The sequence below is a fragment of the Streptomyces luomodiensis genome, from assembly GCF_031679605.1.
GTDB lineage: Bacteria > Actinomycetota > Actinomycetes > Streptomycetales > Streptomycetaceae > Streptomyces > Streptomyces luomodiensis.
Genome location: NZ_CP117522.1, coordinates 4,628,923 through 4,645,079 on the forward strand (window position 1 = coordinate 4,628,923; position 16,157 = coordinate 4,645,079).

Here is a 16,157-nt window from a genome sequence, read left to right on the forward strand (position 1 = left end):
GCCCAACCCTACGAAGCTTCCCCGAACACCCCTATGGGCGAATGAAAAACTTGAAATCGCCGAGAAACGCATATCGAAGAATGCGCATCGCGCTGTACCGGCGCCGGCCGCGGCCCGTAAAGTCGACTGCCCCGACCTGTGCCGGTCGGGGCAGTCGCGTCTGGTGCCGTGCTCGTAACGCCTGGTCAGGCCGTACGAGACCGGGCCAGTCCGGCCTGGTCCGGGGTCAGCGACACCGGCAGGCTGCTGTAGCCGTGCAGAAAGTTGGAGTGGATCGGCCGGCCGGGACCGGTCAGCTCCGCCTCCGTCACCATGGTCCGCAGCGCGGTGAGCATCGCATGGATTTCCGCCCGGCCCAGATAGGCGCCGAGGCAGAAGTGCGGCCCGTATCCGAACGACACATGCTTGTTCGGTGTGCGGCCCAGGTCGAATACGTCGGGCTCGGCGAACACCGCGTCGTCGTAATTGGCGGCGGTGTTCCACATCGTGACGATGTCACCGGCCTTGATGCGCGTGCCGCCGATCTCGGTGTCCACCACGGCCCGCCGCCCGAAGTGCATGGCGGGGGTGACCCAGCGCAGCACCTCCTCGACGGCGCTCTCCACCGTGACGTCCCCGGCGCGCAGCCGCTTCCACTGCACCGGATGCTCGATCAGCTCCCGCATCCCGCAGATCATCGACAGCCGGCTGGTCTCGTCGCCGCCGAGGATCAGGCTGTAGCAGTTGAAGACGATCTCCTCCTCGGTGAGCGGCTCACCGTCGATCGTCGCCGTGGCCAGCGCGCTGACCACGTCCTCGGTCGGCTCCGCGCGCCGGTCCTCGGCCAGGTCGGCGAAGTACAGCAGCAGTTCGTTGCGCGCGATCAGGGACTCCTCGACGCTCTGCCCGGCCTCCTCGGCGCTGAGCGCCTGCTTGGTCAGGGTGAGCAGATAGCCCCGGTCGGACTCCGGCACACCGAGCAGATCGGCGATGGTGGCCATCGGGATGTGCTCCGCCACGTCCTGTGCGAAGTCGCACGCCCCGCGCTCGACGGCGGTGCGCACCAGCCGTTCGGTGCGCCGCCGCACCCCCTCCACCACCGGCTCCAGCACCCGTGGCGCGAACGCCTTGAGCAGCAGGTTGCGGATCTCCCGGTGGCGTACGCCGTCGGTGACCGCCAGCATCTTGCCGCTCGCGGAGTCGCCGCCCTGCAACAGCGTGGTGAGGACGTTGCCCTTCTCGGAGGTGAAGGTGCGGTTGTCCCGGTACACCGCCATCACGTCCCGGTAGCGGGAGAGCACCCAGAAGCCGGGCATCAGCCCCTCGGTCGGGTGCCAGTGCACCGGGCTCTGCTCCCGGAACCGCCGCCACATCGGCGGCAGTTCCTGCTCCAGGAACGTCTGCGGATCGGTGAGGTCCAGCTGGTCGAGGTCGATCGCACCGGGATCGGCCGTCGGCTGACTCGCCATGCCGCGCCTACCCCTCACGCTGGGTCATCGACACCAGCACCTTGCGGTCCCCGGTGAACGGGCGCCGGCCGTGCGTGGTGAGCAGGTTGTCGATCATCAGCAGATCGCCGTCGTCCCACCGCTCCGCCAGGGTCGTGGCCTCGTACGCGGCCTGGATCGTGGCCAGTTCCTCGGGGGTGATCGGGGTGCCGTCGCCGAAGTAGGCGTTGCGCGGCAGCCCGTCCTCGCCGCAGATCTCCAGCAGCCCCTCGCGCACCGCCTCCGGCAGCGCGTGCACATGGAACAGATGGGCCTGGTTGAACCACACCCTGCGGCCGGTGATCGGGTGCTCCACCACCGCCGGGCGGCGCTGCCGGGTGCGCAGCACATCGCCGTCCCACGCCGCCTCGATGTCGTGCTCCGCGCAGTACCGGTCGACGTAATTCTTGTCGTCGGTCTGGAACCCCTCCTGCCAGGACAGTCCCATCCCGGTGCGGTAGGTGCGGGTGTAGAGCACCCCGTGCTCCTCGAACCGCGCCACCAGGTCCTCGGGCAGCCGGTCCAGGACCGCCCCGCTGTCGGCCACCGGGGTCTCGCCGCCGGTGGCCGCCGCCTTGGCGCAGTACAGGTAGAGGTTGTGCGGCCAGTTGCTGGCGTACGCGCTCTCGTTGTGCTGCGGGATCGACTGGTCGGCCGGGTACTCGGTCGAGGTGTAGACGTTGCCCTTGACCCGGCTGCGCGGTGTGGAGCGCTCGTTGTACTCCAGCGTCTTGCCGCCGATCAGCGCCGCGAGGCCGGCGAGTTCGTCCTGCTCCCCCAGGCCCAGGTTCTTCACCATGACCGCCGCGTGGTCGAGCATCGCCGAGCGCAGCCCGTCCAGGTTGGCCGCGACCCAGCCCGGACCGTCACCGCCGTGGTCGGGGGTCACCCGCACCAGGTGGGTGCCGTTGTGCTCGAGCAGGTCGACATCGGCGTCCGCGAAATACTTCTCCATCATTCCTTCTCCCCATCCAGGCTGAACCCGTCGATGCTGACGTGGTTGACCGGGTCGCCGGCCGCGTACTCGTAGGCGTTCAGGAAGGGCCCGTCGGAGACCGGCTGGGTGAAGCGGCCGAGCGGGTTGTTCAGCAGCCGGGTGTCCAGCACCGTGGAGAACAGCGCCCCGGCGTGCTCGGAGCCGCGCTGGTACTGGCCCAGCCAGCCGTAGTCGAAGTCACCGGGCAGGTTGTCCGGGACGTGGTCGGGGTCCACGGTGCCGTCCGCGGTGAGCGGCTCACCGTACGGGCCGTACTGGTACAGATCGCCGACCTGCTTCCCGTCGTCGCCCGCGACGGCGAAGACATCGCCGCGGACGGTCGGGTAGCTCCAGGTGGAGCGGCCCTCGGAGGAGGCCGCCTTGGCGTAGACCACACCGCCCGGCAGCGACACCACCCGGCTCAGCACCCGCTTGTCCTCATCCAGCACGAAGTCGATGTCCGGGTCGGTGTGCGAGGTGTGGCCGTAGCGCTGGGTCGAGCCGTCCGCGCCGGTGGCCGCGCGCTCGATCAGGTGGTCGGCGATGTCGGAGGTGTACCGGACGTCGGCCGCGTCCTTGCCGGTGATGCCCGACCCCAGGTAGCGCTCGCCCGCGTCGTGGCGCTGCTCCACCGTGGCGCCGTCCTGCCGGTAGCCGGTCATATGGCCGTTCGCGGCGTAGGTCACGTCCGTCACCGGGTGGGCGCCGGTGGTGGCCAGCAGCCGGTCGGCGGCGTCGTAGCAGTAGCCGGTCTCGGTCGTGCCGTCGGCCGTGCGGTCCGTCAGCCGCAGCCGGTCGCCGTTCCGCCCCGCGCCGTCCTGGGTGCCCTCGGGGCAGTCCTTCGGCGCGTCGGCGAAGTCATAGCTGTAGTGGTGCCCGGTCACCCAGGCGTCGACCAGCCGGCCCGACGCGTCATAGCGGTAGTTCGGCTCGCCCTCGCGGGCGTCCTTGCCCGCGGTGGACTCGTCCGTCACCACGCCCGACCGGGCCCGGGTCACCGTGGACGACAGCGAACGGCCGTCGGCCGGCTTCCAGTCCTTGCCCGTGATCCGGCCCGCGGCGTCCCGGGCCACCTTCAGCGACGAGCCGTTGGCATAGGTCACCCGCTCGACCTCGCCGCCCGCGTCCAGCGAGACGGTGGCGAGCGTCTTCCCGTCCAGCGCGACGGCGGTCTTACGGCCCGCGTCGTCGTAGCGCACCGTCTTCACCTGCGCCGCGTCCGCGTCGTCGGCGGGGGTCGAGGTCTCCCGCACCGCCCGCCCGGCCCGGTCGTAGACCGTCTCGGTGCGGATGCCCTGGGCGTCGGTGAACCGGACGGTACGGCCGAGCAGGTCGACGGTGTAGAGCAGCTCGTCGCCGGGCTCCGACGCCTTGGTGGTCAGCGGATCACCGCCGTAGGCGGTGTCGTAGGTGATGGTGCGCGCCGGGGCCCAGTCGTTCCCGGGCACGTGCATGGCGCGGATCTGGCCGCGGTCGCCGTAGTCCACGCAGGTCCACTCGGTCCCGCCGAAGGTCACCGCGACCGGCAGCCCCCGCTCGTCGTAGACGAACTTCTCCACCCGGGAGGAGCCGGTCGCCGACGCCGCCGAGGTGATGAACTTCGGCAGGCCGGCCTGCGGCAGCGGATCGTCCTCGTCGGTGCAGGGGTTGTCGGCCTTCTCCGTCGCGCCGTAGTACGCGTAACTCTGCTTGGCCCCGCTCGGCATGACCTTGGCGGTGGGCCGGAACATCTCGTCGTACTCGTAGCCGGTCGTGAGCTTCAGGCCGGTCGGGTCGGTGACCGAAGCCACCGGCACCCCCAGCTCGTTGAGCCGCGTCTCGACCGTGACGTCCGGCACCCCGTCGGAGCCCGCCGTGACGGTCGTGACGCTGGTGTCGCCGTACGACGTCGTCGTGGCCGGGACCTTCGCGCACCCCGAGGGGGCCGGGCTCACCAGGCGGCCGTCGTCGGCAAAACACGTCCGGGGGCCGGGGCCGAAGGTGCCGACCGGGCGGCCCGCCTCGTCGTAGACCGTGGTGGTCAGCCGGCCGGCGGCGTCGAGGGTGGACGCGGGCTGCTCCACCGCCGTCCACTCGGTGCGCACGGTGCGCCCGGTCGCGTCGGTGTCGGAGCTGACGCGGCCGGCCGAGTCGTAGGCGACGGTGCGGGTGCCCTTCAGGCCCGCCACGTCGATCGTGGTGGAGCCCGAGGCATAGCCGTAGCGCCGCTCGGGGCGGGCGGTCCGGCCCTCGGTGAAGCCGCTGGGCTCGGGGCCGGCCAGCCGGGTGGCCCGGGTGTCGGAGTTTCCGTAGCCGACCTGGTAGTTGGCGGTGGCGTGGTCGCGCCGGTCCGGGTCGACCGCGATCCAGTCCATCACCAGCGGGGTGCGGACGGCGGTGAGCCGGTGGTCGGCGGAGTAGCCGAAGTCGGTGGTCTCCTCACCCGGATTGACGATCCGGGCGAGCTTCCCGGCGGAGTAGTACAGCTGGGTCGTCCCCGCGCCGGGCACCTTGACCGCGCATACGAACCCCTCGGGGGCGTCGTCGTCCTCGCAGGTGGAGTCGCCCGCGTAGGAGAACGTCAGGCCCTCGTCCGCGGCCTCCTCGGCCGCCTTGAGCTTCGCGGCGTCGGAGTCGGCGTCGGTGTCCTTGGCGCCCTTGGCCCCGGCGGCGGCCTTGGCCAGGGCGGCGGGGCTCTGGGCGGCGCCCGCCGCCGAGCCGGTGCCCGTGCCCGTGCCCGTGCTCGATCCGGTGGTGTCAGCGCCCTGCGGGCTCAGCGGGTCGGCCGCGTGCGTACCGGCCGCGCCGTCCGCCGCCGCGACGCCCTCCCCGGTGCCCTCCTTGACCGCGCTCACGCCGTCCGGGCCGGTCGCGGCGGGGGTCACGCTCCAGCCGGGCGGCAGCACGGACCCGGCGGGCGCGAGCCAGGACGAGGGCACCGGAAGGCTGCCCTTGCCCGTGCGCTGCGCCCACAGCGCCACCTGCCCGCCGTCGGCGGGACGCTGGTACTCGATCCGCACCGCGTAGGCGTGGCCGGCCTTGAGCTGCCGCGTCGTGCCGAAGCGGGGCGTGGTGCCGCCCTTCTCGCCCGTCCAGTCGTCCACGACCAGCGTGCCGTCCAGCCAGATCCGCACCCCGCCCTGGTAGACGCCGCCCAGGCGGTAGCCGCCCGAGTCCGGCACGCGCAGCTGACCGGTCCAGCGCACCCGGAACCGGTCGCCGGCCTCGGCGACCTCCCACGGGGCCTGCCCGTCCCAGCGGAAGGACGGCTGGGTGTCGGTCCGTACGGCCGCCGGCTTCTCGGTGCCGCCGATGCCCTTCTCGGACGTCCCGGTGAAGTACGAGCCGGTGAGGCCCACTTCGGCGGTGGCCAGCGAGTTGTAGGTGAAGGTCGCGCCCTGGGTGCCCGTCGCCGTGCTCGTCTGCGGGGTGGCCACGGACGTGGTCGCGTTGCCGTTGGCGAGGTTCACCGACACCGGGCCGAGCGTGTCCGTGGGCACCGGGCCGTCGGCGGACTGCGCGCCCAGCCGCAGATTCACGGTGAGGGACCTGGCCGTGGCGTCCGCGGTCACCTTTCCGGAGGCCCGGTTGCGCGCCCGTACGGTCCACTGGTACTGGCCGCCGTCCTTGAGCAGCCCGTCCGGCACCGTCCAGCGCGGGGTGCGCAGCCAGCCGGAGGAGACGACCTGCCCGCCCCGCGGACTGTCACCGGTGCCGATGACGAACTCGTACTCGGCGTTGCCCGCGATCCGCGCGGCGGTCAGCACCGGGCTCCGGTCGGCCAGCGTCGAACCGTCGGCCGGGGAGGCCGGTTTCGGCGCCGCGGCCGTCCCGCGCTTCCCGGCGGACTCCGCGATGCCGTCGAAGGTCCCCGCGGGCCAGGCGGGCCGGACCGCGTTCCCGGCCTTGGCGGACAGCAGGGCCACGTCGGACGGGTTGCCGTGCGCCGCGCGGCTGAGCCGGTCCGGTGCCGCCGAGGCCGTGCTCCCGCTCGCGAGCAAGGCCATGGAGACGGTCACGGACGTCGCACACGCCGCCGCCACTGTGAGTGTTCTGGTGCGAGCCATGCTCAGTCACCACTCCAACCTGAAAACGCACCGCGCTACGCCGCACGGCGTCGAGAGGGGGTCTGGCCGAATGCTGTCAACCGCCCCACTCGCCCCAAAGCCCTTAGTGAATCTTTCGATACGGGCCCCGGGAGGATCTCCTGCGGCCGGGTGCCGTTACGGCTACGGTGTGTGCCGTGACCACGCGCATCCTGCTGGCCGACGACCAGGACACCGTCCGCATCGGCTTCCGGCTGATTCTCGACTCCCAACCGGACATGGAGGTCGTGGGCGAGGCCGCCGACGGCCTGGAGGCCGTCGAACTGGCCCGAAAGTTACGCCCCGATGTGGTGCTGGCCGACATCCGGATGCCCCGGATGAACGGACTCGAGGTCACCCGCTTGCTCGCCGGGCCGGGCGCCGAGGACCCCATCAAGGTCATCGTGGTGACCACCTTCGACCTCGACGAGTATGTGCACAGCGCCCTGCGCAACGGGGCCTGCGGCTTTCTCCTCAAGCGCTCCGGGCCGACCCTGCTGGTGGAGGCGATCCGGGCGGCCATGGCCGGAGACGCCATGATCAGCCCCTCGGTGACGGTCCGGCTGCTGCGCCACATCCAGGAGCCCGAGCGGCCCCGGGTCAAGCAGCCCATCGAGGCGCTGACCGAACGCGAGGTGGAGATCGCCAAGTTGGTCGCCCAGGGCATGACCAACGCGGAAATCGCCGGCGAGCTGTTCATCTCGGCCGGGACGGTCAAGACCCACATCGCCAACGTCCAGCGGAAGTTGGACGTCCGCAACCGGGTCGGCATAGCGGCCTGGGTGTGGGACAGCGAACGCGTCGACTGACCCGCACAGCGTCCACCGCGGGCCACTCCCGCATCAGTTGTACCGTCTGCACCTTCCTGCCATCCGCCGCCCGGCCGCCGCGCCGGGAGGCGGGCACGGCAGCACAAGGGCCCGCCTCCCGGTGCGGTGACAGGGGAGACGGGCCCGTGGAAGTGGAGGGACGGTGGGTGTCAGGCGGCCGCGCAGACGCCCTTCATACTGTCGATGAGAGCCAGTACCGCACGGGCCGAGGGCAGGATCATCCGCCCTTCGCGAGTGAGCTGGGCACCCGTGGAGTCACGGGTGAAAAGCTTGGTGCCCAGCATTTGTTCCAGGCATTTGATCTGATAGCTGATGGCCGGCTGCGAATAACCGAGTGCCTTCGCCGCCTGATCCATACGTCCTATCTCCGCTATAGAGACGAAGGCGCGGAACTCCCGCTCGTGCATTTTTCCCCCTGTCCGATTCGGCTGCCTTCTGGGCTGCCGAGAACCGGTTACACAACACCGGTCATCCGATCCGTCGAGACCATATCAACGTACCTAATCTCGGAAGGCAACAGCCGGTGCAGGAAGCTGCAATGCGACCCGCGTCTCGTTCGGCGGGGGAGCCCCACGGTGCCTCGCCGGGGGAATATCCGAGACACCGTGGGAGCCTTTTCGGGGTTCCCGCGGCACTTTCCGGGCGCGGTCCACCCCCATCCGTCATGTCCTGGGCCTCACTCCTGTGTGACGGCCCGGAGGACATTCAGCCGGGCACCGCGCCGGGCCGGGCCGAGCGAGGCCAGCGCCCCCACGATCGCCGCACCCACCAGATAGACCGCCATCAGCGACCAGGGCAGGGACAGGGTGTTGACGCCCTGGGACCGCATCGAGTGGGCCACCGCGAGCCCGAGCCCGGCCCCGACCACCACCCCGAGCACCGCGCCGAAGAGCGAGATCACCACCGACTCGGTCATGATCATGCGGATCGTCTGGCCGCGTCCCAGCCCGATGGCCCGCAGCGCGCCCAGCTCCTTGGTCCGCTCCATCACCGACAGGGCCAGGGTGTTGACGATGCCCAGGACCGCGATGATCATCGCGACCGCGAGCAGCGCCTGCACCACGTTGAGCATCATGTCGAAGCCGTCATTGAACTTCTGGGCGATCGCGTCCTTGGACTGCACCGTCACCTCGGGGCTGTCCCGCAGCGCCTTTTCGATCCCCGGCTGGACCGAGGCCACCGAGGCGTCCGGGGCCAGCTGGAAGTACGCCTGCGACGGCTGCGCGTAGCGGAAGCCCTCGGTCGCGTCGGCCCATGGGATCACCACGCTGTTGGCGAGCGCCATGTCCTCGAAGGTGCCGGCCAGCCGGTAGGTGTGCGGCTCCCCGCGCTGGAGCTGGACGGTGACCTTGTCGCCCACCGCCAGATCGCGGTCCTTCGCGGTGGCCTTGTTCATCAGCACCGTACCGGGGGCCAGTTCATCGACCGACCCGGCCTCGGCCCGCAGGCTGAGCATGCCGCGCGCCGCCCCCCAGTCCTCCCAGGAGGACACCGACTGGGTGGCCTTGCCGACCTTCGCGGTGTCGAACGAGGCCGCGGCGACCGCCGCCACCCCGTCCAGGCCACGCGCCTGGCGCAGCGCCGCCGGGTCGATGGAGGCCGACATGCTGTCGCCGGAGTCGCCCATCGCCACCAGCTGGGCCTTCAGCTTGTCCGAGATCTCGTTGTTGACGCTGTCCTTCGCCGAGGCGGCCACCGTGCTGAGCGTGGTGACCAGCGCCACGCCGATCATCAGCGCCGAGGCCGTGATCGCGGTACGGCGCGGATTGCGCGCCGAGTTGCGGCGCCCCAGCTGGCCGGGGAGCGAGCGGGAGAACAGCCCGCCCAGCAGCCATACGGCGGGCCGGCTGAACAGCGGGGTGAGCAGCGTGACCCCGATGAAGGCGAGCAGCACCCCGGGCAGCACGGCCGACATCGCCGCGTCGCCCGATCCGACGAGCCCCGTCATCAGCAGCCCGGCACCCAGCACCAGCAGCACCGAACCGGTCCAGGTCTGCTTGCGGTGCTTGCGGTCCGGCGCGACCGCCGAACGGATGACGGCGATGGGCGCGACCTTCGCGGCCCGCAGCGCCGGGAACAGCGCGGCCAGCATCGTCACCCCCACGCCGACCACCAGCGACACGATGACCGCGCTGGCGGGTACGCCGAGATCGGCGACCTCCAGCCCCTCCATGGTGCCCGCCAGCAAGGAGGCGCCCAGCGCTCCCAGGCCGACCCCGAGGCCCAGCCCGATGACCGCCGCGACCAGCCCGATCACCAGCGACTCCAGCAGCACCGAGCCGATCATCTGACGACGGCTGGCGCCCAGCGCCCGCAGCAGTGCCAGCTCACGCATCCGCTGGGCGATGATGATGGAGAAGGTGTTGATGATCAGGAAGACCCCCACCAGCACCGCCACCGCCGCGAAGCCCAGCAGCACCTGGGTGACCAGGTCGAGCACCTCCCGCGAGCGGTCGGCCGACGCCTTCGACAGCTCCTCACCGGTACGCACCTCGAAACCGGACCCGAGCTCCTTCTTCAGCGCCGCCTGGACGGTGGCGCTCTTCGCGCCCGAAGCCAGGTCCACGGTGACGGCCGAGTACTGGCCGTTGTCGCCCAGCATCAGCTCCCGCGCCACCGGTTCGGTGAACGCGACCGTCTGCTCGCCGCCGATGGAGTCCCGGTCACCGGAGTAGCCGAAGATCCCGGCCACGGTGAAGGTCCGCTTCGGCTGTCCGGTCAGCACGGCGATCGAGTCGCCGACCGAGAAGTGCCCCTTCTCGGCGAGCCCGGCGTTGATCGCCACCTCGTCCGGCTTGGCCGGCGCGTGGCCGTCGCGCAGGGCGAGCAGCGAGGTCTCGCCGGTCCACCCCTTGCCGTACCGGGGGCCGCCGGTGCTCGGCACCACCTTGCCGTCCTTGCCGAGCGCGCGGGCGCCCTCGACGCGGATGTCCCCGCGGGCCTTCCCGACGCCGGGGACGTCCGCCACCCGGCGCACGGTCGCCGCGTCCAGCCCGACCGGCGCGCTCGCCGCGTCCCCCACGCCCCCGCTGACCCGCGCCTTGGCGGCCACCTGGAGGTCGATGTCGTCGTACGCGCCCGCGAACTGGGCGTCGAACGAACGGTTCAGGGTGTCCTGGAGGACGAAGGCGCCCGCGACGAAGGTGACACCCAGCACCACCGCGAGGCCCGACAGCAGCAGCCGTACCTTCCGCGACAGCACGCTTTTGAGAGTCGCCTTGAACATCAGGCCACCTTCTCCACGGTGTCGATCTTCTTCATCATGTCGAGCACGGCGTCCGCGGTCGGCTCGGTGATCTCGCCGACCACATGGCCGTCGGCGAAGAACACCACCCGGTCCGCGTACGAAGCGGCGTTGGGGTCGTGCGTGACCATGACGATGGTCTGGCCCAGCGACCTGACCGAGTCGCGCAGGAACTTCAGCACCTCGGTGCCAGCCCGCGAGTCCAGATTGCCGGTCGGCTCATCAGCGAAGATCACCTCGGGCTGGGACACCAGCGCCCGTGCGCAGGCCACCCGCTGCTGCTGACCGCCCGACAGCTCCGAGGGACGGTGCCCGAGCCGCTCGCTCAGCCCCACCGTCTCGATCACCTTCGCCAGCCACTCCGGCGAGGGCTTGCGGCCCGCGATCGCCAGCGGCAGCAGGATGTTCTCCTCGGCGGTCAGCATCGGCAGCAGATTGAATTGCTGGAAGATAAATCCGATGCGGTCTCTGCGCAGGCTGGTCAGCTCCTTGTCGCTCATTCCATTGACCTTCATATCGGCCACATACACATCGCCCTCGCTGACCGTGTCGAGACCGGCCAGGCAATGCATGAGGGTCGACTTACCGGAACCCGAAGGCCCCATGATCGCCGTGAACTCACCACGACGCAGCTCCACGTCGACCCCACGCAGCGCGGCGACTTGCGCATCGCCGGTGCCATACACCTTGTGGACGTTCACCGCACGGGCGGCCAACTCCGTATCCGTCGAAATCGTCGCGCTCACGCGGCTCACTCTCCCTTTGCGGGGTCGGGCTTACGCTGACGAGCCGAGATTAAGACGCGACCCCGGGGCGCCACCTCTGCCGAATGGCAGAGATCCGGGCCGGGATTCGGGGACCGGCATCCCGGCCCGCTTCGAAGTCTTTGCATCGCACCTGTGGCATCGCAAGGGCCGACCTAGGGTCGTCCGGGACGTAAGGGCCCCGGATGGCTGAGGGAGACGGCATGGCCGCCACACGGACACTCTCCAAGTACTGGCTGCTCACCAACGAGTTCACCCAGAACCCGTATCCCGTTCTGGAGCATGTCCGCCAGGAGCGTCCGGTGTGCGAGGTCTCCCTGCCCGGCGGCAGCCGCGCCTGGGTGGTGACCCGGTACGACGACGCCAAGGCGGCCCTCGCCGACCCGCGGTTCAGCCGCGACATCCACGTCCACTACCGGCTGATGTCCGCCAAGTCGGGCCGCACCATGACCCCGCCCGTCGAAGAGGCCAACCACCTGGCCAACCTCGAACCGCCCCGCCACACCCCGCTGCGCAAGGCCATCAGCTTCGCCTTCACCCCGCGCCGCGCCGAAGCGCTGCGGCCGAAGGTGGTGGACATCGTCGACGACCTGCTCGACCAGCTGGCCGACCGGCCCACCCCGGACCTGATCGCCGGATACGCCGACCCGCTGCCCGTGATGACCATCGCCGAGCTGATGGGCGTGCCCGCCGAGGCGTGGCCGGACTTCCTGCGCTGGTCCCAGGCGCTGCGCGAGTACTCCCCGACCGACACCTCGGGCGTCCTGGACCGCAACATCCGGGATCTGTCGGCCTACATGTCCGCGCTGATCGCCCAGAAGGAGCGGGAGCCGGACGACGGCCTGCTCTCCTCCCTCATCCACGCCGGCCCCGAGCGCCGGCTCACCTCCACCGAGATCCTCTCCACCGGCTTCGCCCTGATGACGGGCGGCAACGAGACCACCGCCAGTCTCGTCGGCGGCGTCCTGGCCGCCCTCCTCACCCATCCGGCGGAACGCGCCCAGCTCCTCGCCGAACCGGGCCGCTGGGGCGCCGCGATGGACGAGCTGATCCGCTACGTCAACCCGATCAGCAACGCGCTCCAGCGCGTCACCACCGAGCCGGTGGAGATCGGCGGAGTCACCATTCCGGCGGATGAGGTCGTCATCATCTCGGTGCTGTCCGCCAACCGGGACCCCGACCAGTTCCCCGGCCACCCGGACGAACTCGACCTCACCCGCCCCAAGCCCGCCCACCTCAGCTTCGGCTTCGGCATCCACTACTGCTCCGGCGCCCATCTCGCCAAGATCATCACCGAGACCGCCGCCCGCCGCCTCTTCGAGCGCTTCCCCGAGGCCCGCCTCGCGGTCCCCCCTTCCGGCCTCCGCTACCAGCAGACCGGCCTGGTCCGCCCCCTGGCGGCCCTCCCGGTCCAGTGGTGACCCGTCCAGTGGTCACCCGTCCGCCCCTCGAAGGAGAAAGGCAAGCAGACATGAAAAACACCGGAACGGCCTTACGCACCGCCGCCCTGTCCGTGGCCGCGGCCACGAGCGCCCTGGGCCTCGCCCTGGCCGCCCAGTCCCCGGCGGCTGCGGCGGACGACACCGTGCCGAGCTGCGTCAAGACAGCGACCACGCACGATCTGTTCGGTTACTTCGGTGCCTTCATCACCAACGACTGCACCACCGAACAGCGGGTGCTCCCCGTCTTCAAGATCGTGTGGAGCACGGGCCCCCAGCCGCAGTGCCACGTCCTGCAACCGGGCGAGAAGGCCACCCAGTGGGTGAAGCCCACCGGCATCATCGGTCAGGACCTCGTCGGCCTGGTCCGCTGCTGAACCGCCTGCCCCATGCCCTCCCCGCGCGCCGCCCGGCCACCCCGGGCGGCGCGCCCTCGTTCAGCGGCGCTCCCGGTGCGCGGGCCCCGCTCAGGGACGGTCGAGCCGGAGCCGCTCGGCCCGCGGCAGACCCGCGACCACCAGGTCGTAGGAGTCCTCGATCAGCTCCCGGACCAGCCGGTCCGGGAGCCCACCGGCCACCGCCACCGTGTTCCAGTGGCGCTTGTTCATATGCCACCCCGGGACGATCAGCCCCGGATGCTCATCACGCAGCCGCACCGCGGCCTCCGGATCGCACTTCAGATTCACCGTGAGCGGACGCGCGTCCAGCGTGGTCAGGGCGAAGATCTTGCCGTTCACCTTGAAGGCCGAGACCTCCGGGGAACGGGAGAAGGGCCACTCCTCCACCGCCGAGTTGAACGAGAGGCAGAAGGACCTCAGCCGCTCGGGGGTCACTCCGCACGCTCCTCACACTCGACCGACATGGACGGCCCCACCGTAGCCCAGGGCTCCGACAGCCCGATCGTGCTCCAAGGATCGGCATCTCACGTCTGGGGGATGGATCGCACCCGAGGGAGCGGATGCCACTCCGAGAGGAGAATCGTCGCGTCGTCGTCGAGCCGGCCGCCATGGTGATCGAGGACCGTGTGGATCAGACGGCGCAGCGCCTCGGGAGCGGGATCGCCGGCGGCTATGGCACGGATGATGAGATCCGTGAAACGTCCCTCGCCGAAGCGCTCCCCACTCGGCGAACGGGCCTCGGTGACCCCGTCGGAGTACAGCAGCACCCGGTCACCGGGCTCCATCTGAAAGCGGTGCACCTGGCGGGTCATGTCCGTGTCGATGCCGTCGAGGCCCAGCGGAGGCTCGGCATCCCGCGTCAGCGCGTCGTGGAGCACCTCCTGACCGCGCAGGAGCATCGGTGGCGGATGGCCGCAGTTGACCCACTCCAGACCGCCGGTGCTGGTGTGCATGTTCGCCAGCACGGCGGTGACGTAGCGGTCGGGGAAGACCTCACGGACCGCTCGGTCGATGGTGACCGCGTTCTCGACGATGTCCGCGTCCCGGCGGCGGGCGGTGCGGCAGGCCGCGAGGGCCACCGACGTGGTGAGCCCGGCGGCCAGGTCGTGGCCCATGGAATCGAAGATGCCCAGGTGCAGCGTGTGGTCGGAGGTGGAGTGGTCGAAGGCGTCACCGCCCAGATCGTAGGCGGGCTCCACCACGGCGCTGGAGGTGAACCGATCGGTCCCGATGGTCCGCGGTGCGAGAAACGCCCAGACCATCTCGGAGGGCAGTGCCATGGACTCCTGGCGCTGCCGCTTGGTGTAGGCGTCGCTGTGGGCGGTCTTGTCGACCACTATCAGCGCGATCAAGGCCACCAGCGCACGGCAGGCCTCCATGGTGATGGCATCGAAGGCCGGGGCCTGGATGGCGACGACGCCCAACCGCTCCACCCCATCGACCAGCGGCAGCCACAGGACCATCCCGCTCCCCGTGGCCTCCTCGGTGATACGGGGCGAGACCGATCGGTACGCCCACCCGGCCAGCGTCCCGTCGATCGGCACCGTACGCGGCGCCTCGACCCGGGCATCCGGCACCGACACCAGCACCTTCTGCTGGAGGTCGGCGAGGTAGATGGTCAGATGGCTGATCTGCAACGACTCGTACTCGCGCCGCAGCACCTCGGGCAGGTCGGCGGGTGCGACGGACGGATACCTCCGCAACAGGCGAAGCACTGCCTGAGCCCGCTCGGGCATGGCCCTCACCAGCTTCCCGCAAGAGCTCTCCCCTCCCGTCCACGCTACTCCCGCTCGCCACGCACGCCCCGACGAGCCAAGACCCACCGCGCCGACCCGCGTCAACGAGATTCGTGACGGTCAACGCTTGCGTCAACCTCGGAGGGATTCACGGTGTGTCCACGCACCAGGACGCCTCCAAGCCCGCGTGACACGCCTGGCGCCGGTCCTCTTCCTCGGTCCTCTTACCCACCACGTTCGCCCCCAGCATGACCACGAGCGTGAGGCCCACGACCGCGCCCTGGCCCCAGGCGATCCCCGACGCACCGCGCACGGCGGCCGCCACCGCCGCACCGGCCGCGATCACGGCCACCGCAGCCGCCATCATGAGATAGGCACCGATCGGGTCCCCGACGTGCTGCGGATCCCAGGAAAAGTGGGAAGCGCACCACCCAAGGAAGATCAGCACAAGGGCGGCCAGCTCGGCGCCGACCAGAAGACACCCGCCACACCCGCCAGGGGTTCGCTCAGCCACCCGCCCAGGGCACCATGACGTCACCGTCCCCGCATGAGTACCCGTACTCATGCGGGGACGGTGACGTGACGGGGGCTAGTGATAGGCGTGCACGACGGCGTGCCCCTTGCCTCTGCCGATCATCCACCGGTTGACCGGAGTGGTCAGAACGAAGGCGAGAACGAGAGAGAAGGCAAGCGAGAGCCAGAAGAGGGCCTGGGACAGGCCGGCGTCCATGGCCCCGGGCACACCCACCATGACCACATTGTCGATCAGTTCCATCACCGCGATGGACACGGTGTCCGCGGCCAGCGCGACCTTGAGCGCCTGCCGGACGGGCAGGCCCGCGCGCAGCACACCGCGCATCGTCAACGCGTAGCCGAAGACGAAGGCCAGCGCGATCGCGAGAGGCACGGTGGCCGCGTTGTGCAGGCCGGCGGCGGTGCCGATGACCATGCCGAGGACTTCACCGATGGCACATCCGGTCAGACAGTGGAGCGTGGCCCGCGCGGCCATACGCCAGGAAGTGGCTGGTGCGTGATGGTCGTGATGCTCGCGCCGGTGCGTGCGTGCGATGTGGCCCATCGTCCGCTCCCCTCGTCGGATCAGGTGTCCATCAGCTCAACCACATACCCCGAGGGGGTATTCCCAAGCCTGAAGGCGACAGCGGTCAGCGGCTCCCCACGGCAGGAAAACCCGCCAGGAGGGTCAGGGCAGCCCTACAGCCGCTGCCCTGACCCTCCCCGG

General features: G+C 70.5%; 13 protein-coding genes. 3 read left to right on the forward strand and 10 right to left on the reverse strand.

The window, feature by feature from the left end; translation table 11 throughout:
- Positions 1–185: 185 nt before the first annotated feature.
- From PS467_RS19295 to PS467_RS19305, 3 genes are read right to left on the reverse strand one after another with little or no spacing between them, the layout of a single operon-like run.
- A complete protein-coding gene (locus PS467_RS19295) occupies positions 186–1,448 on the reverse strand; it encodes a cytochrome P450 (RefSeq protein WP_311036340.1) in 1,263 nt (420 codons plus the stop codon).
- 7 nt (positions 1,449–1,455) lie between these two features.
- Positions 1,456–2,424, reverse strand: coding sequence for a TauD/TfdA family dioxygenase (locus PS467_RS19300; protein ID WP_311036341.1), 969 nt, complete (start codon positions 2,422–2,424; stop codon positions 1,456–1,458).
- Positions 2,421–6,488, reverse strand: a complete 4,068-nt coding sequence (locus PS467_RS19305; protein WP_311036342.1) for a PA14 domain-containing protein — start codon at positions 6,486–6,488, stop codon at positions 2,421–2,423. The genes PS467_RS19300 and PS467_RS19305 overlap by 4 nt, the downstream gene beginning before the upstream one ends.
- A gap of 176 nt (positions 6,489–6,664) precedes the next feature.
- Between PS467_RS19305 and PS467_RS19310 the strand changes: the two genes are divergently transcribed.
- Positions 6,665–7,315 (forward strand): response regulator, encoded by a 651-nt coding sequence (locus PS467_RS19310; protein WP_311036343.1) that lies wholly within the window; start codon positions 6,665–6,667, stop codon positions 7,313–7,315.
- A gap of 170 nt (positions 7,316–7,485) precedes the next feature.
- Here PS467_RS19310 and PS467_RS19315 read toward each other — a convergent pair whose 3' ends face one another.
- From PS467_RS19315 to PS467_RS19325, 3 genes are all read right to left on the reverse strand, one after another.
- Positions 7,486–7,743: a LysR family transcriptional regulator gene (locus PS467_RS19315; protein WP_014061570.1), complete on the reverse strand. Its 258-nt coding sequence runs from the start codon at positions 7,741–7,743 to the stop codon at positions 7,486–7,488.
- 269 nt (positions 7,744–8,012) lie between these two features.
- A complete protein-coding gene (locus tag PS467_RS19320) occupies positions 8,013–10,562 on the reverse strand; it encodes an ABC transporter permease (RefSeq protein WP_311036344.1) in 2,550 nt (849 codons plus the stop codon).
- On the reverse strand, positions 10,562–11,326 hold the full coding sequence (locus PS467_RS19325) for an ABC transporter ATP-binding protein (RefSeq protein WP_268972853.1): 765 nt from the start codon (positions 11,324–11,326) through the stop codon (positions 10,562–10,564). The genes PS467_RS19320 and PS467_RS19325 overlap by 1 nt, the downstream gene beginning before the upstream one ends.
- Positions 11,327–11,547: 221 nt before the next feature.
- Here PS467_RS19325 and PS467_RS19330 point away from each other — a divergent pair, with 221 nt between their 5' ends.
- Positions 11,548–12,765, forward strand: coding sequence for a cytochrome P450 family protein (locus PS467_RS19330; protein ID WP_311036345.1), 1,218 nt, complete (start codon positions 11,548–11,550; stop codon positions 12,763–12,765).
- 50 nt (positions 12,766–12,815) lie between these two features.
- Complete coding sequence (locus PS467_RS19335; RefSeq protein WP_311036346.1) at positions 12,816–13,160, forward strand: alpha-amylase inhibitor; 345 nt, start codon at positions 12,816–12,818, stop codon at positions 13,158–13,160.
- A gap of 90 nt (positions 13,161–13,250) precedes the next feature.
- On the opposite strand, the gene PS467_RS19340 is transcribed toward PS467_RS19335, so the two are convergent.
- The 4 genes from PS467_RS19340 to PS467_RS19355 form a co-directional block, all read right to left on the reverse strand.
- The gene (locus tag PS467_RS19340) at positions 13,251–13,616 is read right to left on the reverse strand and encodes an MmcQ/YjbR family DNA-binding protein (RefSeq protein ID WP_268972856.1); all 366 of its coding nucleotides are present in this window, start codon (positions 13,614–13,616) and stop codon (positions 13,251–13,253) included.
- Positions 13,617–13,705: 89 nt separating this feature from the next.
- Positions 13,706–14,917: a PP2C family protein-serine/threonine phosphatase gene (locus tag PS467_RS19345; protein WP_311036347.1), complete on the reverse strand. Its 1,212-nt coding sequence runs from the start codon at positions 14,915–14,917 to the stop codon at positions 13,706–13,708.
- A gap of 148 nt (positions 14,918–15,065) precedes the next feature.
- Complete coding sequence (locus PS467_RS19350) at positions 15,066–15,431, reverse strand: DUF6234 family protein (RefSeq protein WP_311036348.1); 366 nt, start codon at positions 15,429–15,431, stop codon at positions 15,066–15,068.
- Positions 15,432–15,506: 75 nt separating this feature from the next.
- Positions 15,507–15,995, reverse strand: a complete 489-nt coding sequence (locus PS467_RS19355; protein WP_432280609.1) for a DUF4396 domain-containing protein — start codon at positions 15,993–15,995, stop codon at positions 15,507–15,509.
- Between the last annotated feature and the right edge of the window lie 162 nt (positions 15,996–16,157).

What these genes read in the sequence shown, in the direction of transcription:
- PS467_RS19330 (WP_311036345.1), top strand. Translation starts at nt 11,548, where the DNA reads ATGGCCGCCACACGGACACTCTCCAAGTACTGGCTGCTCACCAACGAG.
- PS467_RS19315 (WP_014061570.1), bottom strand. Translation starts at nt 7,743, where the DNA reads ATGCACGAGCGGGAGTTCCGCGCCTTCGTCTCTATAGCGGAGATAGGA.
- PS467_RS19355 (WP_432280609.1), bottom strand. Translation starts at nt 15,995, where the DNA reads ATGGGCCACATCGCACGCACGCACCGGCGCGAGCATCACGACCATCAC.
- PS467_RS19305 (WP_311036342.1), bottom strand. Translation starts at nt 6,488, where the DNA reads ATGGCTCGCACCAGAACACTCACAGTGGCGGCGGCGTGTGCGACGTCC.
- PS467_RS19300 (WP_311036341.1), bottom strand. Translation starts at nt 2,424, where the DNA reads ATGATGGAGAAGTATTTCGCGGACGCCGATGTCGACCTGCTCGAGCAC.
- PS467_RS19345 (WP_311036347.1), bottom strand. Translation starts at nt 14,917, where the DNA reads ATGCCCGAGCGGGCTCAGGCAGTGCTTCGCCTGTTGCGGAGGTATCCG.
- PS467_RS19295 (WP_311036340.1), bottom strand. Translation starts at nt 1,448, where the DNA reads ATGGCGAGTCAGCCGACGGCCGATCCCGGTGCGATCGACCTCGACCAG.
- PS467_RS19335 (WP_311036346.1), top strand. Translation starts at nt 12,816, where the DNA reads ATGAAAAACACCGGAACGGCCTTACGCACCGCCGCCCTGTCCGTGGCC.
- PS467_RS19320 (WP_311036344.1), bottom strand. Translation starts at nt 10,562, where the DNA reads ATGTTCAAGGCGACTCTCAAAAGCGTGCTGTCGCGGAAGGTACGGCTG.